General features: G+C 62.0%; 18 protein-coding genes and 1 pseudogene. 14 read left to right on the forward strand and 5 right to left on the reverse strand.

Annotated features, from left to right (window positions below; translation table 11 throughout):
* Positions 1–13 precede the first annotated feature (13 nt).
* The 3 genes from ACTJJN_RS24445 (at position 14) to ACTJJN_RS24455 (ending at position 5,908) form a co-directional block, all read left to right on the forward strand.
* Positions 14–2,023 (forward strand): hypothetical protein, encoded by a 2,010-nt coding sequence (locus ACTJJN_RS24445; protein ID WP_017147839.1) that lies wholly within the window; start codon positions 14–16, stop codon positions 2,021–2,023.
* 160 nt (positions 2,024–2,183) lie between these two features.
* Complete coding sequence (locus ACTJJN_RS24450; RefSeq protein WP_014754082.1) at positions 2,184–4,379, forward strand: autotransporter outer membrane beta-barrel domain-containing protein; 2,196 nt, start codon at positions 2,184–2,186, stop codon at positions 4,377–4,379.
* 71 nt (positions 4,380–4,450) lie between these two features.
* The gene (locus ACTJJN_RS24455; RefSeq protein WP_088513091.1) at positions 4,451–5,908 is read left to right on the forward strand and encodes a hypothetical protein; all 1,458 of its coding nucleotides are present in this window, start codon (positions 4,451–4,453) and stop codon (positions 5,906–5,908) included.
* A 14-nt stretch (positions 5,909–5,922) separates the two neighbouring features.
* On the opposite strand, the gene ACTJJN_RS24460 is transcribed toward ACTJJN_RS24455, so the two are convergent.
* The 4 genes from ACTJJN_RS24460 to ACTJJN_RS24475 form a co-directional block, all read right to left on the reverse strand.
* Positions 5,923–6,660 carry a fimbrial biogenesis chaperone gene (locus tag ACTJJN_RS24460; RefSeq protein WP_178085917.1) on the reverse strand — a complete coding sequence of 246 codons (738 nt, stop codon included), beginning with the start codon at positions 6,658–6,660 and terminating at the stop codon, positions 5,923–5,925.
* Between the two features lie 55 nt (positions 6,661–6,715).
* Positions 6,716–7,258, reverse strand: a complete 543-nt coding sequence (locus ACTJJN_RS24465) for a fimbrial protein (protein WP_088513092.1) — start codon at positions 7,256–7,258, stop codon at positions 6,716–6,718.
* A gap of 162 nt (positions 7,259–7,420) precedes the next feature.
* A complete protein-coding gene (locus tag ACTJJN_RS24470) occupies positions 7,421–7,825 on the reverse strand; it encodes a PA2817 family protein (RefSeq protein WP_017147837.1) in 405 nt (134 codons plus the stop codon).
* Positions 7,826–7,904: 79 nt separating this feature from the next.
* The gene (locus ACTJJN_RS24475) at positions 7,905–10,352 is read right to left on the reverse strand and encodes an acyl-CoA dehydrogenase (protein WP_014754077.1); all 2,448 of its coding nucleotides are present in this window, start codon (positions 10,350–10,352) and stop codon (positions 7,905–7,907) included.
* Between the two features lie 379 nt (positions 10,353–10,731).
* Here ACTJJN_RS24475 and ACTJJN_RS24480 point away from each other — a divergent pair, with 379 nt between their 5' ends.
* The 3 genes from ACTJJN_RS24480 (at position 10,732) to ACTJJN_RS24490 (ending at position 13,197) form a co-directional block, all read left to right on the forward strand.
* Positions 10,732–11,355: a glutathione S-transferase gene (locus tag ACTJJN_RS24480; RefSeq protein WP_003247126.1), complete on the forward strand. Its 624-nt coding sequence runs from the start codon at positions 10,732–10,734 to the stop codon at positions 11,353–11,355.
* A 133-nt stretch (positions 11,356–11,488) separates the two neighbouring features.
* A complete protein-coding gene (locus ACTJJN_RS24485) occupies positions 11,489–12,421 on the forward strand; it encodes an ABC transporter ATP-binding protein (protein ID WP_014754076.1) in 933 nt (310 codons plus the stop codon).
* Complete coding sequence (locus tag ACTJJN_RS24490) at positions 12,418–13,197, forward strand: ABC transporter permease (protein WP_003247128.1); 780 nt, start codon at positions 12,418–12,420, stop codon at positions 13,195–13,197. Before ACTJJN_RS24485 ends, ACTJJN_RS24490 begins: the two co-directional genes overlap by 4 nt.
* 9 nt (positions 13,198–13,206) lie before the next feature.
* Here ACTJJN_RS24490 and ACTJJN_RS24495 read toward each other — a convergent pair.
* A pseudogene (locus tag ACTJJN_RS24495) lies at positions 13,207–13,713 on the reverse strand (DUF2062 domain-containing protein); the annotation flags it as partial.
* A gap of 142 nt (positions 13,714–13,855) precedes the next feature.
* On the opposite strand from ACTJJN_RS24495, the gene ACTJJN_RS24500 reads away from it, so the two are divergent.
* The 8 genes from ACTJJN_RS24500 (at position 13,856) to murB (ending at position 20,766) form a co-directional block, all read left to right on the forward strand.
* Entirely contained in the window at positions 13,856–16,072 is a 2,217-nt protein-coding gene (locus tag ACTJJN_RS24500; protein WP_017147836.1) for a DNA internalization-related competence protein ComEC/Rec2, read from the forward strand.
* A gap of 155 nt (positions 16,073–16,227) precedes the next feature.
* Positions 16,228–16,863 (forward strand): MotA/TolQ/ExbB proton channel family protein, encoded by a 636-nt coding sequence (locus ACTJJN_RS24505; RefSeq protein ID WP_003247132.1) that lies wholly within the window; start codon positions 16,228–16,230, stop codon positions 16,861–16,863.
* Positions 16,860–17,294: an ExbD/TolR family protein gene (locus ACTJJN_RS24510; RefSeq protein ID WP_014754073.1), complete on the forward strand. Its 435-nt coding sequence runs from the start codon at positions 16,860–16,862 to the stop codon at positions 17,292–17,294. The genes ACTJJN_RS24505 and ACTJJN_RS24510 overlap by 4 nt, the downstream gene beginning before the upstream one ends.
* A complete protein-coding gene (gene lpxK, locus ACTJJN_RS24515; protein WP_440781681.1) occupies positions 17,294–18,295 on the forward strand; it encodes a tetraacyldisaccharide 4'-kinase in 1,002 nt (333 codons plus the stop codon). The genes ACTJJN_RS24510 and lpxK overlap by 1 nt, the downstream gene beginning before the upstream one ends.
* A gap of 44 nt (positions 18,296–18,339) precedes the next feature.
* Positions 18,340–18,525: a Trm112 family protein gene (locus ACTJJN_RS24520; RefSeq protein WP_003247142.1), complete on the forward strand. Its 186-nt coding sequence runs from the start codon at positions 18,340–18,342 to the stop codon at positions 18,523–18,525.
* Complete coding sequence (gene kdsB, locus ACTJJN_RS24525) at positions 18,522–19,286, forward strand: 3-deoxy-manno-octulosonate cytidylyltransferase (protein WP_003247143.1); 765 nt, start codon at positions 18,522–18,524, stop codon at positions 19,284–19,286. Before ACTJJN_RS24520 ends, kdsB begins: the two co-directional genes overlap by 4 nt.
* A complete protein-coding gene (locus ACTJJN_RS24530; RefSeq protein ID WP_004575950.1) occupies positions 19,286–19,750 on the forward strand; it encodes a low molecular weight protein-tyrosine-phosphatase in 465 nt (154 codons plus the stop codon). The genes kdsB and ACTJJN_RS24530 overlap by 1 nt, the downstream gene beginning before the upstream one ends.
* A complete protein-coding gene (gene murB / locus ACTJJN_RS24535; RefSeq protein ID WP_014754071.1) occupies positions 19,747–20,766 on the forward strand; it encodes a UDP-N-acetylmuramate dehydrogenase in 1,020 nt (339 codons plus the stop codon). Before ACTJJN_RS24530 ends, murB begins: the two co-directional genes overlap by 4 nt.
* Positions 20,767–20,841 lie beyond the last annotated feature (75 nt).

A 20,841-nucleotide genomic window follows, 5' to 3' on the forward strand; every position in this document is an offset into this window, starting at 1 on the left:
AGCGGGTGAGGCTATGAACAAGCAAGTAAGCAAGTGGGCGGCAGCAGAACAAGCCCGTCAAAGCGTTCGCGGGGCCAGGGCCCGGGCAGTCGAGGTCGCGCCGCTCGATCCGCCAACTATCAAGGAATCGCTGTTGGCGGACCCAGCAGATAATACTGTGAAGAACAGCGTCTTGCTGAACCCAGCTGAAAACCTGATTATCGATCTGCAAGCTTGGGATACGTTTGCGCCGCCGGATTCTGGCCTGTTTGACACATTATATGTTTATCATACTGCGGCTACGGGTGGGCCAGAGGAAATGTTCAACCGGGAATTCAATGCCGATGATAAGCCTGGTTTTCCTTTTGCATTCACAGTTCCCAAAGCGAAGATAGAGTTGTGGGGGGAGGGTGAACACAAATTCAGTTGTGAAGTTCAGCCGTACAATGGTGGAGACAGGATAAAATCTGATGGTGAACTCAGCCTGATATTTGACCGTGTGCCTCCCTATGGCCAGGCACTGCCAGCACCCTTTACGCCAATTGCGGATGTGACGGATGCCAATATCGATAGCGTGGATTTGGCCTTCCCAGAATATGACGATTATAAGGCAGGCGATACCGTACATGTGTATTGGCTGAAAAGCGTGCCTGACGATCCATCCGAATTTAAACCTGTTGTGAGTGTGCCTGTGCAAGCTCCACCACAAGCGTTGCGAGTGCCTAAGAAGGCCATCGAAGACATGGGTGACGGCGGCGTCTATGCACTCTACCTGTTGGTGGACAAGGCAGGGAACATCAGCAAGCTCTCGCAGTATCTCCCGGTAGGGGTGGCTATCGGGCCCTTGCCCACCGGGTTGCAGGACCCTGTAGTGCCGTTGGCGCCTTCTGGTGATGGTTTGATTGACCAAGAGGATGTTTTCACCGGTGTTAGCGTGCAGATCCCTGAATTTTCAAACTTCAAGCCCACGGATGAGCTTGAAGTGACATGGGGGACGCTCAAGCTCGGCTGGCAACCGATCGGCAACGCTCCCCGCTTCCCCTTGGTCGTCAACCTGACGTCGCTGCAAGTGTGGGAGCAGTATGGTAGTTCGAGCAGCGGCGATGTGCAGACGCCCGTCAGCTATGAGCTGCGACGAGGGGCGGTCTCGGCAGGTAGCAAATCCATTGATGTGAACGTCAACCTCGAACGCATTGGGCCGGTTGACCCAAATCCGGACCCAGAATGGCCAGGGCCCGTCAACCCGAAGCTGGGGCCAGTCACGGTAACTGGTGCAATCTCAGGTAAAGCCAACGAACTGACCCCGGCCGATGAAACGCATCCTGCATCGTTGACGTTTTTGCTTGATGCTGCATTCAAAGAGGGCGACAACATTACCTTCTATTGGGGGGGGCAACATATTGCTGATGCGGATTATCCTGTAGAAAATGGAGACCCCGGCTCGAATATTACGTGTGAAATTCCCTGGGAATATATCGAGGCAGGCAAGAACGGTACCGTACCGGTTCATTATGAGATCACGCGCACTGGCATCCCAAATAAAACGGCTTCACCCTCTACCGATGTGTTAGTCAATGCCATCGTTTTGCGCCCCGAGGCACCTGCTTTCTTAGGCGGAAATACCGAAGCGCCAGTAGGCTGGCTGGGGTGTAAGTCGTTGTTCGATCCAAACGACCCCACTGACACCGTCCCATCTATTCGGGTTCAAATGCCTGATCTTGCTCAGTATGGCTTGACAGAGAGTGATACGGTGACAATGCACTGGACGGCGGTGCATGGGTACTCTGGCGACACAAAAATCCCGGGTATCGACAAGACAGAAGATATAGCCCTGACTGGCGGTAAGTTGAATGGTTTCGTCTGGCGGGTCGAGCCATATGATGTGCACATTTTACCCATTCCTAACTACAGCACAGCCATCAGGGAAGGGCGTGGTCGTGTAACGTATAGCTTCACCTTGGATGGTAAGCCGTACACCTCAGTTACCTTGGAACAAATTGTCTCCATGCACGTGCTTGGGACTGCCTGCCCACTTACGCCATGAGCAGTGAAAGGGCGGCGATAGAGCGCGCCATCGCCGTCCTTTCTGAAGTTGACGAAGGGGTTGTAGGGTTTTCCTACAGAATTTTCGGACTGTGTTTAGTAACTTTTCTGCCACGGCCGTTTGGCAGAAATATTAACTGACACAACTGAGGTCATTGCTGATGGGGATTGTGAAAAAACAACGCGGGGGGCCGTTGGTGCCGGCCAAGGTGGTCATGTCTGCGCTTATGATGCTAAGCCCAATTGCCCAAGCGTTGACGACCGTGGATGGCGACCTGACCATCGATGCGAATACACCACTCGATAACTATCAACTAAACCCAGGGGCCAGGCTTGACGCCAACGGTGCATCCACCCAGCACATCGATATTTTTGGCGGTGCGCACCTGGAGATGAGCGGCAGCACGGTGGATGCGCAACTGGACGATGGCATCGCCCTGCGGGGCGGTTCGAGCGCAAACGTAACTGCCAATTCGCGGGTGGTCAGCGCCCGCTATGGTCTGCGCTTGCAGCACGACAACAGCCTGGGTGGCTCAACGGCCACCGTCAGTGACAGTTATGTCGAAGGCGCCAGGGGGGGCGCGCTGATATCGGACGAGTCGACCCTGGTACTGCACAACAGTACACTGGTCGGTACCGGCACGGCCGCAGCTGCGGACATATTTGACAACGCAACGCTCAGCGCGGAAGGCAGCCGTTTGCAGGGTGCACGGAATGGCTTGCGGATATTGTCTGCGCAGGCACAGCCTGGCACTGCAACGGTGAGCCTGGTGGGGTCGCACGTAGAGGGGCAGGACGGCTCTGCGATTGTGGTCGGCATCCCCGCGCTTGGCCCGGCTGAGGCCGATATCCTCGTAGCCGGAGGAAGCACCTTGCAAGGCAGCAACGGCACGCTGCTGGAAGTTATGGGCAGTTCCACGGCACGCATGACGGTGGACAACAGCCAGCTGGTGGGTGACGTGCGTGTCGAAGAGGGCTCCAGCGCCTCGCTGACGCTGGACAACCACGCCAGCCTGACAGGCCGACTGGAGAACGTAGCAGGCCTGACCTTGAGCAACCAGGCGCGCTGGAACATGGTCGAGGACAGCAAGGTCGGCAGCTTGGCCCTTGAGGGTGGCAGTGTCAGGTTTGGTGAGCCGGGCCAGTATCAGCGCTTGAGCGTGGGGACGCTGGCTGGCAGTGGCAACTTCATCATGGACGCCGACTTCAGTACCGGCGATAGCGATTACCTTGAAATCACCGGTACCGCCACCGGCAGCCATACCTTGCTGGTTGGCAGCAGTGGTGCCGATCCTGTGGCTGAAAACCAACTGCACCTGGTGCATGCCGCTGCAGGCGATGCGCAGTTTTCCTTGCTCAACGGCCCAGTCGACGTGGGCACGTTCTCCTACGAACTGGTGCAGCGTGGCAACGACTGGTTCCTCGACGGTGCGAGCAAGGTCATCAGCCCCGGCACCGCTTCGGTGCTGGCCCTGTTCAACACCGCGCCGACCGTATGGTATGGCGAGCTCACCACCTTGCGTAGCCGCATGGGCGAACTGCGCCTGGACCAAGGCAAGGCGGGTGGCTGGGTCAGGGCATATGGCAACAAGTACAACGTTTCCGATGCAGCGGGCAGTGCATACCAGCAGGTACAGCAGGGCTTCTCGTTAGGTGCTGATATGCCGCTGCCGCTTGGGGATGGCCAGTGGCTTCTGGGTGTGATGGCAGGGCACAGCAATTCGGACTTGAACCTGACGCGTGGCGCGTCCGCCGACGTCAAGAGTTATTACCTGGGGCTGTATGCCACCTGGCTCGATGCCCAGAGCGGTTACTATCTGGATGGCGTGGTCAAGCTCAACCGCTTTGACAACTCGTCGGATATCACAATGAGCGATGGCAAGCGCAGCAAAGGTGATTACGACAACTTCGGTGTGGGTGCATCCCTGGAGTTCGGTCGCCATCTGGAACTGGGTAATGACTACTTCATCGAGCCCTATACGCAATGGTCAATGGTCACCATCCAAGGCAAACACTATGACCTGGATAACGGTATGCAGGCGCGCGGCGACGTCACCCGCTCGCTGCTTGGCAAGGCCGGGGCCACCGTTGGGCGTACCTTCGACCTAGGTGCCGGGCGCAAGGTGCAACCCTACCTGCGCGCTGCCTACGCACATGAGTTCGTCGACGACAACCAGGTCAACGTCAACGACAACCGGTTTGACAATGATCTGTCGGGCTCGCGCGGCGAGCTGGGGCTGGGGGTTGCCGTTAGCATGACCGATCGCCTGCAACTGCACGCCGACTTCGATTACGCCAACGGTGAAAAGATCGAGCAGCCCTGGGGTGCCAACGTCGGGCTTCACTACAGCTGGTAGGGCTATTGCAACCGGGGAGGTATCGAACCTCCCCTTTTTGTGCCCGCCTGCACTGGATGGAGATGCAGAGTATGCAACGGTCTACACAGGGTACTTCCGTTCCGGTTCCGGTTCCGCTCGATCCGCCGACGGCGCCGGATGCGCTACCCGACATTCCCGGCGGGCAGCACAATTTGCTGCCGGTTGCGGTGTTGGGTCGCCCACTGCGCATCGACATCCCGATGTGGGAATACTCGCGTCCAACTCCCGAACGCCCGGAATGGATCATCCTGTACTGGAACGGTTCAGAGGTCGAGAAAAAGACCTGGTACGACGACATACCGCCAGATGAGCTCTATGTGGATGTCCCGGTGCAGTTCCTCGAGCACGGGGTGGCGGCCGTCACCTATTTGGCCCACGGCTTCAATGGGGGGGAGGTCGGATCCATGCCTCTGTCCCTGACCATCGACAAGGTGGCGCCAGTGCTGGGTGACAACCAAGGGAGCCTGGTGTTCGATGAGGAAGTGCTCAGGGACGGCGTGACCGCGCGCTACCTCGAGAACAACGTCCTGCAGGCGCTGGTACCGAGCTATCAAACCCCCGCAGTGGCTGACATGCTGATCGTTTACTGGGACCGTGAGCCGTTTGCCGATGAAGAGGTCGATCGGTATGAACTGAAGGACCCCAGCCAGCCGATAAGCATCGTATTTTCCAAGGAAATGATACTGGCGCGCGGTGATGGCAAGCGCTATGTCCATTACAAGGTCTGTGACCGTGCCGGTAACCTGAGCGCTGGTTCACGGCCAGTCACGCTGGAGGTGGCTGCCACGCCGATACCGCGAAGTTTGCCGCCGGTGTTGATCGAAAAGGCAGAGGGCTGGGGGGCACAACAGACGCTGACGCTCAATGACTTTTACCCGCCGTTACTGGTTGAGGTCCCGGCGAGTGCGGTTATCTACCCGGATGAAACCCTCACGGTGGTGTGGGGAGCGCCGGGCACAGCGGGGTACTTTACGACCAGCACGCCGTACAACGGGCAAGAGCGTTTCTTCGAAATACCCACCCAGTACGTTTTGGCGCAAAGCACGCATACCGTTACGGTGCTATACCGCGTGAGTGACAACGCCAATGCGCTCGATTCCGACGCACTTGCTCTGGACGTGAAAGCGCGCTCGGAGCGGCTGCCCCAACCCGAGTTGGATGGGGCCAATCCCGATGGGTTCAGCCTGGGCACGGCGCCAGCCAATGTGCCGATCCGGCTGGGCACTTGGCCTTTGATTGCCGAGGGGCAGCAGGTCAGCATTCAGCTGACCGGGGTCTTGCCTGGTGGCAGCGACGCGCCAGCGTATGACGTGCTGTTTGCGCATGCGTTATCTGCCACCGAGGCCGACGAGGGAATTGGCATGCGCGATGATGTGACGGTACCTAAAACCCACCTGGCCACCCTATGGATCGATCATAATTTTACTATCACGGCGTCCGTAAGCTTCGATGAGGGCGCGACTTGGGTAGCGTTTCGTCCCGTGCTCAACCTGCCACTGCGCGATTGATGGAAGGTGTTGGATCACGGCCTTGCGACCGGGCTGGAGACCTCTGCAGTTATGCCACTGTAGTCACTGATCGTGGTGAACTTCACCTGCAGCCCATCGGTGACTGTCATGGTGTTCAGTGCATAGGCCTGCGTGCCCAGGGGCAAGGCCATGGCCTTGGCGTTGATGGTTTCACTCGCGCCATTGCCACTTACCACCAGGCGGCTGAAGGTGAAGTAATAAGGCGACGGGTTATCGACGACCAGATGCGGTCTTCCATCTATTTGTTGCACTGACCAGGCCAGGTCTTTCAACCGGTCTTGCGGGCGGCCTTTGAGCTCACTGGGTCGATAGAACAGCTTGATGCGCGTGCGCAGGGCGATGTTGAGGATGTTCTCTCCGTCATTGGTCGCTGCCTGCGGTATTTCCTGCAGGTTGAAATAGAACACGGACTCACGATCACGGGGGAGATCGTTAGGCAGGGCATTGATTTGCACCGTCTGTTCGCCACCGGGGTCGAGGCGGAACAGGTTAGGGGCAGCGATCAGGGGGACGGCAGTGGTTGCGTCGTCGGCTTGGGTGTTTACCCAGGCCTGCGCCGCGTACGGCCTGTTGGAGGGGTTGGCGACGATGACCGAGGAGCTGCGTTTGGCGCTGTCGTGCACCACTCGCGTGTGGCTGATGGTGAGTGCCGCTTGTGCGCCGGGGAGAATGGCTGTGAGCAGCGCCAGGCAGCTGCATGAGGTGATCAGAAGTCGAGAAAGGGGTGACATGGTGTTTGACCGGGCAGGAATGGTGGACTCCAGGTGCGGGCACCTGGAGTAGGTGTCAAGGCAGGTCTACCGTGAAGGCGACTTCAGCTTGTGCTACACCGTCGGTGATATCTGCTGCATCCAGGTAAGACTCGTACGAGGCGTAGAACACCATCTCCGTTGGGCGATCTACGTATAGATCGTATGGGATGGAAGCACTGTTGGGTGCAATTTTGGCTTTCAGCCTGTCTTTGATCGCGACGCCCACGCCCGAGGCACCGTTGACGCCATAAAGGTCGCCGCCGACGATGCCGTGCAAGGGTGTATATTTCACGGTTGCGGTGTGGGGGGTTGGAATTTGGCAGGCCGGAGTCGGTGTTATCTTCAGCGCGAATGCCTTGTCAGGCGTGGCGGTGCCAGGGGTGTGGAAGTAGCCTTTCGTGAAGTTACCCAGCGATACCTCGGGGATAACGCTGCCACCTGGGGCGACGACTTCAATCGGGCAGGTACCGCCGCCGTAGATGGTACCGTAGAAGCTGATCTGGCCCGTTTCATCGTCGAGAGCGAATGCGCTGCTGCTGGCCATCGCCATGGCGAGCATGAGCAAAGTTTTTTTCATTGGCAGGTCCTTGATGTTGTCGTGTTGACTAGGGGACGCTCCCTTGCGTCGGCTTCGAGCCGAAGGGGGAGCGGCCAACAGCATAGGGGGGGAGGCCAATGGTTGAATGTAGGATTAAGTGGCAGCTGGGTACGGATTTTTAGGGCGGCAGCGCACGTGTGGTCAGGACTTTTTTACGGCTTCCAGCAGAGCCTGCTTTTGTGCATGCCAGTCAAACCGCTGGCCGTCCCGTTCCGCTTCATAGCGCAGATCTTCCAGGTTCTGGTAGAGCTGCAGCTCTTCGTCCGGCATGAAGTGCAGGCAGTCGCCACCGAAGAACCACAGCAGGTCGCGCGGCACCAGGTGGGCGATTTGCGGATAGCGCTGAATCACCTGGCATATCAGGTCCTGGCCCAGATATTGGCTTTCCAGCGGGTTTTGCGGCAACAGGGTCAGCAGCTCGTCGAAGCGGTCGAGGAACAGGGTGTGGCTTTCCTCCGGTACCTGCTCGGCTTCACCCAAGGCCACCAGTATGGTGCGCAGGTGGTTCAGCAGTTGCAGGTGGTATTCCACGTGGGGGGTGGCCATTGGGGTGGTCCTCGGAATGGTTGAAACGGGGCGCGGAGTATACGCCGGTTGGGGAAGGGGCCGCAAAACGGCCCCTGTCTCAGCGTACCTTGCCTTGCTCCGGCAGCAGCTGTGCCTTGTCGAAGGCATCCACGTCGATCACCGCACGGCGCGCTTGCTCGGCAGCATGCAGGCGTTGCGCCTGATCAGGCTGAAGTACCCCACTGTCGACTGCCGCATCGATCACCGACTGCCCGGGCGCCGGTCGTACCTTGCCTTCCTTGATTACCTGATGCAGCGCGTTGTGCAGCGGCGTCGACGCCTCCAGCAGGTCGCAGGCTCGTTGCAGGGCTGCCACCGGGTCGCCGTCGGCTTGCGGCCTGAAGCAACCGGCAAGCAGCTCTTCCAGCGCAGGGTCGCCTTTGCTGCGCCCTATCAGCGCTGCCACCTCGGCGTCCAGTTCATCGCTCGGCCCGGTGTGACGGCGGCCAAAGGGGAACACCAGCACCCGTAGCGCGCAGCCGACGAAGCGGTTGGGGAAGTTGTCGAGCAACCGGTCCAGGGCGTGCTCCGCCTGGCCCAGGCTTTCTTCCATGGCCCAGCGCAGCAGGGGCTGCATGTGCTCGGGCGAACCGAGATCGTGGTAGCGCTTGAGTGCGGCACTGGACAGGTACAGGTAGCTGAGTACATCGCCCAGCCGCGCACTCAGGCGCTCCCGGCGCTTGAGCGCCCCGCCCAGCAGCATCATCGACAGGTCGGCCAGCAGGGCAAAGGCGGCGGCCTGGCGGTTGAGGGCCCGGAAGTAGCCTTGGCTCAGCGTGTCACCCGGTACTTTCTCGAAAACCCCCAGCCCCAGGTTGAACACCAGGGTGCTGGCCGCATTGCCGGCGGCGAACAGGATGTGTTTCATCAGCAGGTCATCGAATTCCTGAAGTGCCTGATCGTGGTCTTCACGCCCGGCCAACGCCATCTCCTTGAGCACGAACGGGTGGCAGCGAATGGCGCCCTGGCCGAAGATCATCAGGTTGCGCGAAAGGATGTTGGCGCCTTCGACCGTGATGAAGATCGGCGCTCCTTGCCAGTTGCGGCCCAGGTAGTTGTTCGGGCCCATGATGATGCCCTTGCCACCGTGCACGTCCATGGCGTGCTGGATGCATTCGCGGCCACGCTCGGTGAGGTGGTACTTGAGGATCGCCGACAGCACCGAGGGTTTCTCGCCCAGGTCTACGGCCTTGGCGGTCAGCAGGCGGGCACTGTCCATCAGCCACGCGTTGCCGCCAATACGTGCCAGCGACTCCTGGATACCTTCGAAGGCAGCCAGTGGCACGTTGAATTGCTCGCGGATATTGGCGTACTGGCCGGTCACCAGGCTGGTGTACTTGGCAGCCCCTGTACCCACGGCAGGCAGTGAGATGGAGCGACCTACCGACAGGCAGTTCATCAGCATCATCCAGCCTTTGCCAAGCATCGCTTGGCCGCCAATGAGGAAGTCCAGCGGGACGAACACGTCCTTGCCGCTGTTGGGGCCATTCATGAACGCGGCGCCCAGTGGCAGGTGGCGTTTACCGATTTCCACCCCGGGGGTATCGGTGGGGATCAGTGCCAGGCTGATGCCCAGTTCTTCCTCATCGCCCAGCAGGTGGTCCGGGTCGTAGGCCTTGAATGCCAGGCCCAGCAGGGTGGCGACCGGGCCGAGGGTGATGTAGCGCTTTTCCCAGTTCAGGCGCAGGCCGATCACTTCTTCGCCGTGCCACTGGCCTTTGCAGATGATGCCGGTGTCGGGCATGGCGCCAGCGTCGGAGCCGGCCAGTGGGCCGGTGAGGGCGAAGCAGGGGATTTCCTCGCCTCGGGCCAGGCGGGGCAGGTAGTGGTTGCGTTGTTCGTCGGTGCCGTAATGCAGCAGCAGTTCGGCAGGGCCGAGGGAGTTGGGCACCATCACCGTGGAGGCCAGATCACCGCTGCGGGTGGCCAGTTTCATCGCCACCTGGGAGTGGGCGTAGGCGGAGAAGCCCTTGCCGCCGTATTCCTTGGGGATGATCAGGGCGAAAAAGCCATGCTGCTTGATATGTGCCCAGGCTTCGGGCGGCAGGTCCAGGTCCTGGCCGATCTGCCAGTCGCTGACCATGGCGCACAGTGCTTCGGTCGGGCCATCGATGAAGGCCTGTTCTTCTTCGGTCAGTTTCGGTGCCGGGTAGGCCAGCAAGGTGCGCCAGTCGGGGCGGCCACTGAACAGTTCGCCGTCCCACCACACGGTGCCGGCGTCGATGGCTTCGCGCTCAGTCTGGGACATGGGTGGCAGGGTGCGCTGGAACCAGCGAAATACCGGGGCGGTAAACACCTTGCGCCGCCACTGCGGGAGCGCAACCAGGGCGATCTTCAGGGCCAGCACCACCCAGATCAGGGCCAGCAGCCAGCCGGGGGCACTGCTGAAAATGCCCATCAACAGCACATAGGCCGCCAGGATGCCGAGAATCTGCAAGGGCGCCAGGCGCCGGTGCGTGAGGTACGCCGCGCCGATCACCAGCACCACCAACCACAACAGCAACATAATTGGTCCTCCTTGGAACCAAGGGCTTGAGCCGTCCCAGACAGCTTAGACGCAATGCTGTGAACGGCATGTTCAGAACAGTGACAGGGTGTGGCGGTGGGAGTTTCAGTTCATTTGTTCGCCTGTACCGGCCTATTCGCGGGTAAACCCGCTCCTACAACGGAAGGTGGCGATGGCAGCGATTGGCGAATGCGGGGGCGGCCGCGATGGTGAATGGCCGGCAGGCTCGGCCTATGTGTGGGTAAAACCCACGCAGGAATACCGGTGACGTGAAGACGGTGGTGAGCCTGTGGGAGCGGGCTTGCCCGCGAAGAGGCCCGTACAGGCGGCGAAGGTCTGGAGTAGACTGTGCCACCTCCGCACTCAAAAGGATGTTGCCATGCTGAAGATCTGGGGCCGCAAGAATTCGAGCAATGTGCGCAAGGCGCTGTGGATCGCCCACGAGCTGGGCCTGGACTTCGAGTCCATCGACGCCGGTGGCGCCTTCGGCGTGGTCAACGAGCCGCACTACCGCGCCCGCAACCCCAACGGCCTGGTGCCGATGCTCGAAGACGGCGACCTGACTTTGTGGGAATCCAACACCATCGTTCGCTACCTGTGCGCGGAGTACGGCACGGAGCAGGGCTGGTATCTGGCAGACCCACGGCAGCGCGCCCTGGCCGACAAATGGATGGACTGGACCACATCGTCCTTCGCCGCACCCTTCCGCCCGCTGTTCTGGGGGCTGCTGCGCACGCCGGAAGACCAGCGCGACTGGGTGGCGATCAACGCCGCGCACAAGCAGTGCGCGCAATTACTGGCCATTGCCGACGAAACCCTGGCCAATCAGCCGTACCTGTCCGGTGACCAGATCGGTATGGGCGACATCCCATTGGGTAGCTTCATCTATGCCTGGTTCGAACTGCCCATCGAGCGCCCGGACATGTACCACCTTCAAGCCTGGTATGAACGCCTGAAGCAACGCCCGGCCTACCAGGCCGCAGTGATGACTGCGCTCACTTGAACCCGCTTCGATAGTCATTATCAATAGATGTGACTGTACTTGTGCAGCCTGGCCTTGCACCATGGCTGCACTCACTGCGCCAGTGACTTTACCTGGCGTGTCCTGCACCTTTTTCTTCGGTAAGTGACCCGCTATGAGTTCCGCCCTGTCCATCCGACAGCTGACCAAGACCTACGGCAATGGCTTTCAGGCCCTCAAAGGCATCGACCTCGATGTTGCCGAAGGCGACTTCTTCGCCTTGCTCGGCCCCAACGGCGCCGGCAAATCCACCACCATCGGCATTCTCTCGACCCTGGTGAACAAGACCAGCGGCACAGTGAGCGTGTTCGGTCACGACCTGGACCGCGAGCCCTCCGCGCTCAAGCGTTGCCTGGGCGTGGTGCCGCAAGAGTTCAACTTCAACCAGTTCGAGAAGACCTTCGACATCGTCGTGACCCAGGCCGGGTACTACGGCATCCCGCCCAAGCTGGCCAAGGAGCGCGCCGAGCAGTACCTGACCCAGCTGGGCCTGTGGGACAAACGTGATGTGCAGTCGCGTTCGTTGTCCGGCGGCATGAAGCGGCGTCTGATGATTGCCCGCGCATTGATCCACGAACCGCGCCTGCTGATCCTGGACGAACCCACCGCCGGGGTGGATATCGAGCTGCGCCGCTCGATGTGGAGCTTCCTCACCGAGCTGAACCAGAAGGGCATCACCATCATCCTCACCACGCACTACCTGGAAGAGGCTGAACAGCTGTGCCGTAACATCGGCATCATCGACCACGGCACCATCGTCGAGAACACCAGCATGCGCCAGTTGCTGGGCAAGCTGCATGTCGAAACCTTCGTGCTCGACCTCAAGCAGGACCTGGCCACGGCGCCGGTACTGCAGGGCTACCCGTGCCGGCTGCTGACCCCGCATACCCTGGAAGTGCAGGTGGAGAAGGACATCGGCATCACCGCGCTGTTCGGCCAGCTGGCGCTACAGAACATCGAGGTACAGAGCCTGCGCAACAAGACCAACCGACTTGAGGAGCTGTTCGTGTCCCTGGTGGAAAAAAACCTGTCGAAGGTGGCCGTATGAGTGTGGAACTGCGCACCAACTGGGTCGCCCTGAACACCATCGTCTACCGCGAAGTGCGGCGCTTCCTGCGCATCTGGCCGCAGACGTTGCTGCCACCAGCGATCACCATGGTCCTGTACTTCGTCATCTTCGGTAACCTGATTGGCCGGCAGATCGGCGACATGGGTGGCTTCACCTACATGCAGTACATCGTGCCGGGGCTGATCATGATGTCGGTGATCACCAACTCCTACGGCAACGTGGTGTCGAGCTTTTTCGGCAGCAAGTTTCAGCGCTCGATCGAAGAGCTGATGGTGTCGCCGGTGTCACCGCACACCATTCTCGTCGGCTATGTGCTGGGTGGGGTGCTGCGTGGTTTGGCGGTGGGTGTGATCGTGACCATCCTGTCGATGTTCTTCACCGACCTGCAGGTGCACCACCTGGGCGTGACCGTGGTGGTGGTGCTGCTGACGGCCACCATCTTTTCGCTGCTTGGCTTCGTCAACGCAGTGTTCGCGCGCAACTTCGACGATATCTCGATCATCCCGACCTTCGTGCTGACGCCGCTGACCTACCTGGGCGGGGTGTTCTACTCGATCAACCTGCTGCCGCCGTTCTGGCAGACCGTGTCGTTGGCCAACCCGGTGCTGCACATGGTCAACTCGTTCCGCTACGGCATTCTAGGGGTGTCGGATATCAGCATTGGCACGGCGATCACCTTCATGCTGGTGGCCACTGCGGTGCTCTACGTTGTTTGCGTTCGCTTGCTGGTCAGCGGCCGCGGCATGCGGGCCTGAAGCCTTGCACCGGCATTGGCGACGACGCCACTGCCGGCCCACCCACCAGCGCCAGTAGAACATGGTGGTGAAGTAGGCAAGGATGCCCAGCACCACGCCGCACACCACCGAGCCGAGCAGGAAGGGTTGCCACAGCGTCGACAGCTGGTCGGTGATCCACTGGAAGGTCAGCTCATCGGGCAGGGTGCGCGGCGGTACCTGCATCAGCCAGGCACCGGTCATGTAGGTGACGAAGAACACCGGCGGCATGGTCAACGGGTTGGTCAGCCACACCAGGCTGACGGCGACCGGCAGGTTGCCGCGCACCGGGATCGCCAGGGCCGCCGCCAGCAGCATCTGCATCGGGATGGGAATAAGCGCCGCGAACAGGCCCACACCCATGGCTCTGGCCACCGAATGGCGGTTCAGGTGCCAGAGGTTGGGGTCGTGCAGCAATTTGCCGAAAAAGCGTAAGGACTTGTGTTCCCGAATGCTGGTCGGGTCCGGCATGTAGCGTTTGAAAAGTCGGCGCGGCATGTAGGCTCCCGGAGCGTTGACCCTGGCAGTATGCCCTTAATCCTGCTCCGCCTCGTTTAGAGTTTGTGACAATTGTTGAGCAAGCGATGCCGGCAATTGAGCTATGCCTCAGGAGGTGACTCGCCTTCTGGAGCTCTACCTCATGCGCACAGGGATGTTTGCGCTCGCGCTCGGGCTGTTGTGCCTGGGCTTTCTGCCCGCATTGCCATCGGTCGGATGGTTGATAACCCTGGCAGCCTGCGCTGTCGGCAGCCTGTTTACCCGCGTCTGGCCGTTGGGTTGGTTTCTGCTGGGCTTGTGTTGGGCGTGCGGGTCTGCTCAGCAGGCCCTTGATGATCGTCTGGCTGCCGGCCTGGAGGGCCGCACCTTGTGGCTGGAGGGGCGGGTGGCGGGTTTGCCGGCCCGCACTGCACAAGGCGTGCGTTTCGAGCTGGAAGCGCCACGCTCGCGGCGGGCCGAACTGCCTCAGCGTTTGCAACTGAGCTGGTTCGATGGGCCGCCGCTGCGGGCGGGCGAGCAGTGGCGGCTGGCGGTGACCTTGCAACGCCCGGCCGGGCTGCTGAACCCGCACGGGCCTGACCGGGAAGCGCAGTTGCTGGGGCGACGGGTGGGGGCTACGGGTACGGTCAAGGCGGGGCAGTTGCTGGCGCCAGTCGCCGGTGGTTGGCGCGATGCGCTGCGTCAGCGCTTGCTGATGGTCGAAGCCAATGGCCGACAGGCAGCGCTGGTGGCACTGGTGCTTGGCGATGGTGCGGGCCTGGCCCGGGAGGACTGGCAGACGTTGCAGGCCACCGGCACGGTGCACCTGCTGGTGATTTCCGGCCAGCACATCGGCCTGGTCGCCGGTTTGCTCTATGGCCTGGTCGCCGGGCTGGCACGTTGGGGGCTATGGCCGGCAAGGCTACCGTGGTTACCCTGGGCCTGTGGCCTGGCCATGGCCGCAGCGCTGGCCTACGGCTGGCTGGCGGGTGGTGGGGTGCCAGTGCAGCGGGCCTGTCTGATGCTGGCCGTGGTGCTGCTCTGGCGTCTGCGCTTTCGCCACCTTGGCGCTTTTTTTCCGTTGCTGCTTGCACTGGTCGCTGTGCTTGTCTTCGAGCCACTGGCGGCGTTGCTGCCTGGGTTCTGGCTGTCGTTCGCCGCCGTGGCCACGCTCATCTACTGCTTCAGTGCCCGGTTGGGGGGTTGGCGGCCCTGGCAGGCCTGGACACGAGCGCAATGGGTGATCGCCGTCGGCTTGCTGCCGGTGTTGCTGGCCACCGGCTTGCCGGTGAGCCTCAGTGCGCCGCTGGCCAACCTTGTGGCGGTGCCGTGGGTCAGCCTGGCGGTCTTGCCATTGGCGTTGTTGGGCACGCTGATGTTGCCGCTGGCGGGCGTTGGCGAGGCGTTGCTCTGGCTGGCAGGTGGCCTGCTGGATGTGCTGTTCCGCGGGCTGGCGCTGGTGGCGCAACAGCGCCCGGCATGGGTGCCGCCGGCCCTGCCGTGGTGGGCCTGGCTGCTGGTATGTCTGGGTGCGCTGTTGCTTTTGCTGCCTCGTGGTGTGCCGCTGCGCGGGTTGGGAGGGGTGATGCTGCTGGCGCTGTGGGTACCCAGGGAGCCGGTGCCGTTTGGCCAAATCGAGGTCTGGCAGCTGGATGTCGGCCAGGGGCTGGCGGTGCTCTTGCGTACGCGGCATCACAGCCTGCTTTACGATGCCGGGCCGGCCAGGGGGGAAAGCGACTTGGGGGAACGCGTGGTGCTGCCAACCTTGCGCAAGCTGGGGGTGGGCGGCCTTGACGTGATGGTGATCAGCCATGCGCATGCCGATCATGCGGGCGGGGCCGAGGCCATTGCGCGTGGTTTGCCGATCAAGCGGATAATCGGTGGGGAAGCGCTGGTTGATGTTCCGTTGGAGCCTTGTGCCAGTGGCGAGCAATGGGACTGGGATGGCGTGCGTTTTTCGTTGTGGCGCTGGGTGGACGGGCAGAGCAGTAATGACCGTTCCTGTGTGCTGTTGGTCGAGGCGCAGGGCGAGCGCTTGCTGCTGGCGGGGGATATGGAAGCTGCTGCCGAACGGGCGTGGCTGGCGGACACTGAAGTGCCGCGCATCGACTGGCTGCAGGCACCGCATCATGGCAGCCGCAGCTCGTCCACCGAGGCGTTCGTCCGGGCTACCGCACCGCGCGGGGTATTGATTTCGCGGGGGCGCAACAACAGCTTCGGGCACCCGCACGTGCAGGTGGTCGAACGGTATGGGCGGCATGGGGTGGTGATGCATGATACGGCGGTGGAGGGGGCATTGCGGTTGGTGCTGGGGCGGCATGGGGAGGTTGAGGGTGTGCGCCGACAACGGCGATTCTGGCGTGATGTGGGGGGTGGCTGATCTGGCCCTTTCGCGGGTAAAGCCGCTGCCACAGGTACTGCAAGGCCCAGAGGGCCGACCCGGTAGCCCGACAGGCTAATTCCCTGACCTCCGGCAGATGAGCCCTCGGCGCGCCTATGGTAGAGTGGCGGCCTTTTTCCGAAGGGGCGTTTACTGTGTGGGAATTGGTCAAGTCCGGTGGTTGGATGATGCTGCCGATCATTCTGAGTTCCATCGTTGCCATGGCTATCGTCGTCGAGCGCCTGTGGACCCTGCGTGCCAGCCGCGTCACCCCGCCCCACCTGCTGGGCCAGGTGTGGATGTGGATCAAGGACAAGCAACTGACCAGTGACAAGCTCAAGGCACTGCGGGCCGATTCGCCACTGGGCGAAATCCTGGCAGCGGGCCTCGCCAACTCGCGCCATGGTCGCGAAATCATGAAAGAGTGCATCGAGGAGGCCGCCTCGCGCGTCATCCACGAACTGGAACGCTACATCAGCACCCTCGGCACCATTGCCGCCATGGCGCCTCTGCTGGGCCTGCTGGGCACCGTGCTGGGCATGATCGACATTTTCAGCGCCTTCATGGGCTCGCAGATGACTGCCAACGCCGCCGTGCTGGCCGGTGGTATCTCCAAGGCCCTGGTCACCACTGCGGCAGGCCTGATGGTTGGTATCCCGGCGGTGTTCTTCCACCGCTTCCTGCTGCGCCGCATCGATGAGCTGGTGGTCGGCATGGAGCAGGAGGCGATCAAGCTGGTGGAAGTGATCCAGGGCGACCGTGAAGTGGAAGTGGCCGGAGGCAAGGCGTGAAGTTCCGGCGCAATCGCCAGCGGGAGAACGTCGACATCAACCTGGCGTCGCTGATCGACGTGGTGTTCGTCCTGCTGCTGTTCTTCGTGGTTACCACCACCTTCACCCGCGAAACGCAACTGCGCGTCGAGCTGCCCGAAGCCACCAGCGCCGAGCCGGCGCCGACCGACCCGGGCAAGCTGGTGGAAATCACCATCAGCGCCGAAGGCGTGTATTCGGTGAACAACCACCTGCTGCCCAAAAGCGACCTGGCCACCCTGAGCGAGGCCATAGCGCGCGAGTCGGGTGGCGACAACACGCTGCCGCTGGCCATCAGCGCTGACGGCAAGACCCCGCACCAGGCTGTGGTCACCGCAATGGATGCTGCCGGCAAGCTCGGTTTCAGCCAGTTGCGCATGACCACCGTCGAGGCGGCCCAGGGCACGCCTTGATGGCTTTCGCCGACCGCTTGCTCGCTGCCTGGTACGCCGGGCATCCGGCGCTGGCGCTGCTGCGTCCGCTGGAGGCCTTGTATCGCCGCGTGGTCACGCGCAAGCGGGCACGTTTTCTAAGGGGTGACAGTGTCAGCTACCGGGCACCGGTACCGGTCATTGTGGTGGGCAACATCACCGTCGGTGGCACCGGCAAGACGCCGATGATTCTTTGGTTGATCGAACACTGTCGCCAGCAAGGGCTGAAGGTGGGCGTAGTCAGCCGCGGTTATGGTGCCAAGCCTCCACGGTTGCCTTGGCGGGTGCAGGCCGATCAACCGGCCGATGAGGCGGGCGACGAGCCGCTGCTGATCGTGCAACGCACCGGCGTGCCACTGATGATCGACCCGGATCGCGCCCGTGCCGTGCAGGCATTGCTGGCCAGCGAACCCCTCGACCTGATCCTGTGCGACGACGGTATGCAACATTACCGCCTGGCCCGTGACCTGGAACTGGTGCTGATCGACGCTGCCCGCGGCCTGGGCAATGGCCGCTGCCTGCCGGCGGGGCCGTTGCGTGAGCCGGCCGACCGCTTGCGTGAGGCTGACGCGGTGCTGTTCAACGGCGCCAGCGAAGACCGCACCGAGGGTTTTGGTTTCCGCCTGCAGCCGTCGGCCCTGGTCAACGTGCGCACTGGCGAGCGCCGTGCGCTCGACCATTTCCCCGCCGGCCAGCGCCTGCATGCGGTGGCCGGTATCGGCAACCCGCAACGTTTCTTCAACACCCTGCTGGGGCTAAACTGGCAGCCGGTGCCGCATCCGTTCGCCGACCATGCGCAGTTCAGTGCCCGGAGCCTGGCTTTCAGCCCGCCACTGCCGCTGGTCATGACCGAGAAGGACGCGGTGAAATGCCGGGCCTTTGCCGCTGACGACTGGTGGTACCTGGCCGTCGAAGCGCAGCCTACGCCGGCTTTCAGCGCCTGGTTCGACAACCAGCTGCAACGCTTGTTGCGCAAACCCTGAGCCCGTTTTCAATTTCCGGCCACCTGGCCTAAAGGAAGCCTCCAATGGACACCAAACTGCTTGATATCCTGGCCTGCCCGATCACCAAGGGCCCGCTCAAGCTGAGCGCCGACAAGACCGAGCTGATCAGCAAAGGCGCTGGCCTGGCCTACCCGATTCGCGACGGTATCCCGGTCATGCTGGAAAGCGAGGCACGCACCCTGACCGACGACGAGCGTCTTGACAAATGAGCCTGGAATTTACGGTAGTGATCCCCGCCCGGCTGCGCTCCACCCGCCTGCCAGGCAAACCGCTGCTGCTGATTGCCGGCAAGCCGATGGTGCAACATGTGTGGGAGCAGGCCCGCAAGAGCGGTGCCAGCCGTGTGGTCATCGCCACCGACGACACCAGCATCCTCGAAGCCTGCCAGGCCTTCGGTGCTGAAGTGCTGATGACCCGTGCCGATCATGAATCGGGCACTGACCGCCTGGCCGAAGTGGCCGCGTACCTAGGGTTGCCGGCTGACGCCATTGTGGTCAACGTGCAGGGCGACGAGCCGCTGATCCCGCCAGTGATCATCGACCAGGTGGCGGCCAACCTGGCGGCGCATCCGGAAGCCGGTATCGCCACCCTGGCCGAGCCGATCCATGAGCCGGAAACCGTGTTCAACCCGAACGCGGTCAAGGTGGTGAGTGACAAGAACGGCCTGGCCCTGACGTTCAGCCGAGCGCCGCTGCCCTGGGCCCGCGATACCTTTGCCAAGGCCCGCGACGTGCTGCCGGAAGGGGTGCCCTATCGCCGTCATATTGGCATGTACGCCTACCGTGTCGGCTTCCTGCACGACTTCGTCAGCTGGGGCCCATGCTGGCTCGAGCAGGCTGAAGCGCTGGAGCAGCTGCGTGCCCTGTGGCACGGCGTACGCATTCACATCGAGGATGCCATCGAGGCGCCTGCCGTGGGTGTCGACACCCCTGAGGATCTGGAGCGCGTACGGCGCTTGCTGGAGGCCTGATGCGCGTCCTGTTCGTGTGCCTGGGCAACATCTGCCGCTCGCCCACCGCCGAAGGCGTGCTGCGCCATCAATTGCACGCCGCCGGGCTCGCTGACAAGGTGCAGGTGGCTTCTGCCGGCACCGGCGATTGGCATGTCGGCAAGGCGCCAGATAGCCGCACCTGCAAGGCGGCGCTGGCGCGCGGTTACGACCTGTCGCAGCAACGTGCCCAACAGGTCAAGGCATCGCACTTCGCCGAATACGACCTGGTGTTGGCCATGGATGAGCACAACCTGCGCGATCTGCGCGCCCTGCGCCCGTCAACGGCAGTGGGCGAACTCGACCTGTTCCTGCGCCGCTACGGTGCAGCCCTGGATGAAGTGCCAGACCCGTACTACGGTGGCGCCGACGGCTTCGAGCAGGTGCTGGATCTGGTGGAAGCGGCTTGCCAGGCGCTGGTACTGGAAATCAAGGGGCGTCTATGACAGTGCAGTGGCAGGAGCAGGTATCGCTCAAGCCTTACAATACCTTCGGCATCGACGTGAAGGCGCGCTATTTCAGCCAGGTGCAGGACGACCAGCAGGTGCGTCAGGCACTGGGCCAGGCACAGCAGAGGGGCTTGCCGGTACTGGTGATCGGGGGTGGCAGCAACCTGCTGCTGACCCGCGATATCGATGCACTGGTGCTGCACATGGCCAGCCGCGGTCGGCGTGTGCTCAGTGACGATGGCGAGCGTATCGTGGTCGAAGCCGAGGCCGGTGAGCCGTGGCACGCGTTTGTGCAGTGGACGCTGGCGCAGGGCTATTGCGGGTTGGAGAACCTCAGTCTGATCCCCGGCACCGTGGGTGCTGCGCCGATGCAGAACGTGGGCGCATACGGGGTGGAGATCAAGGACGTATTTGCCGGGCTGACAGCCTTGGACCGTGAGACGGGCGAGCTGCGTGACTTCAGTTTGGCGGAATGTGCTTTCGGCTATCGCGACAGCCTTTTCAAGCGCAACCCCGGCCGCTGGTTGATCCTGCGTGTGCGCTTTGCCTTGACCCGCACCCTGCACGCTCATCTGGATTACGGCCCGGTGCGCCAACGCCTGTCTGAGCAGGGTGTTACCGAGCTGACCGCGCAAGCGATCAGCGATGCAATCTGCAGCATTCGCCGCGAGAAGCTGCCAGATCCGGTAGAGCTTGGCAATGCCGGGAGCTTCTTCAAGAATCCGGTGGTAACGGCTGATCGGGTCGAGCGAATTCGTGCGCAGTATCCCGCGGTTGTGGCTTACCCCCAAGCGGATGGCCAGGTGAAACTGGCGGCGGGCTGGTTGATTGAGCAGGCGGGCTGGAAGGGTCATCGTGAGGGTGATGCTGGCGTGCATCGCTTGCAGTCGCTGGTGCTGGTCAACTATGGCCAGGCGAGCGGAGCGCAGATGCATGCGCTGGCGCGCAAGATTCAGGCGGATATCTTCGAGCGGTTTGGGGTTGAGTTGGAGATGGAGCCTAATCTTTACTGATTTGCCGGCTGTGAACCCCCGTAGGAGCGGGTTTGCCCGCGAAAGGGCCGGGCCTGGTGGCCAATTTCCACCTGC

It is taken from the genome of Pseudomonas sp. 22515, from assembly GCF_052044625.1.
Classification (GTDB): Bacteria; Pseudomonadota; Gammaproteobacteria; order Pseudomonadales; family Pseudomonadaceae; genus Aquipseudomonas; species Aquipseudomonas alloputida.

Bases quoted from the DNA above. Each gene is read 5' to 3' on its own strand.
- ACTJJN_RS24445 (WP_017147839.1), top strand. From the start codon at position 14: ATGAACAAGCAAGTAAGCAAGTGGGCGGCAGCAGAACAAGCCCGTCAA.
- ACTJJN_RS24450 (WP_014754082.1), top strand. From the start codon at position 2,184: ATGGGGATTGTGAAAAAACAACGCGGGGGGCCGTTGGTGCCGGCCAAG.
- ACTJJN_RS24455 (WP_088513091.1), top strand. From the start codon at position 4,451: ATGCAACGGTCTACACAGGGTACTTCCGTTCCGGTTCCGGTTCCGCTC.
- ACTJJN_RS24460 (WP_178085917.1), bottom strand. From the start codon at position 6,660: ATGTCACCCCTTTCTCGACTTCTGATCACCTCATGCAGCTGCCTGGCG.
- ACTJJN_RS24465 (WP_088513092.1), bottom strand. From the start codon at position 7,258: ATGAAAAAAACTTTGCTCATGCTCGCCATGGCGATGGCCAGCAGCAGC.
- ACTJJN_RS24470 (WP_017147837.1), bottom strand. From the start codon at position 7,825: ATGGCCACCCCCCACGTGGAATACCACCTGCAACTGCTGAACCACCTG.
- ACTJJN_RS24475 (WP_014754077.1), bottom strand. From the start codon at position 10,352: ATGTTGCTGTTGTGGTTGGTGGTGCTGGTGATCGGCGCGGCGTACCTC.
- ACTJJN_RS24480 (WP_003247126.1), top strand. From the start codon at position 10,732: ATGCTGAAGATCTGGGGCCGCAAGAATTCGAGCAATGTGCGCAAGGCG.
- ACTJJN_RS24485 (WP_014754076.1), top strand. From the start codon at position 11,489: ATGAGTTCCGCCCTGTCCATCCGACAGCTGACCAAGACCTACGGCAAT.
- ACTJJN_RS24490 (WP_003247128.1), top strand. From the start codon at position 12,418: ATGAGTGTGGAACTGCGCACCAACTGGGTCGCCCTGAACACCATCGTC.
- ACTJJN_RS24500 (WP_017147836.1), top strand. From the start codon at position 13,856: ATGCGCACAGGGATGTTTGCGCTCGCGCTCGGGCTGTTGTGCCTGGGC.
- lpxK (WP_440781681.1), top strand. From the start codon at position 17,294: ATGGCTTTCGCCGACCGCTTGCTCGCTGCCTGGTACGCCGGGCATCCG.
- ACTJJN_RS24520 (WP_003247142.1), top strand. From the start codon at position 18,340: ATGGACACCAAACTGCTTGATATCCTGGCCTGCCCGATCACCAAGGGC.
- kdsB (WP_003247143.1), top strand. From the start codon at position 18,522: ATGAGCCTGGAATTTACGGTAGTGATCCCCGCCCGGCTGCGCTCCACC.
- ACTJJN_RS24530 (WP_004575950.1), top strand. From the start codon at position 19,286: ATGCGCGTCCTGTTCGTGTGCCTGGGCAACATCTGCCGCTCGCCCACC.
- murB (WP_014754071.1), top strand. From the start codon at position 19,747: ATGACAGTGCAGTGGCAGGAGCAGGTATCGCTCAAGCCTTACAATACC.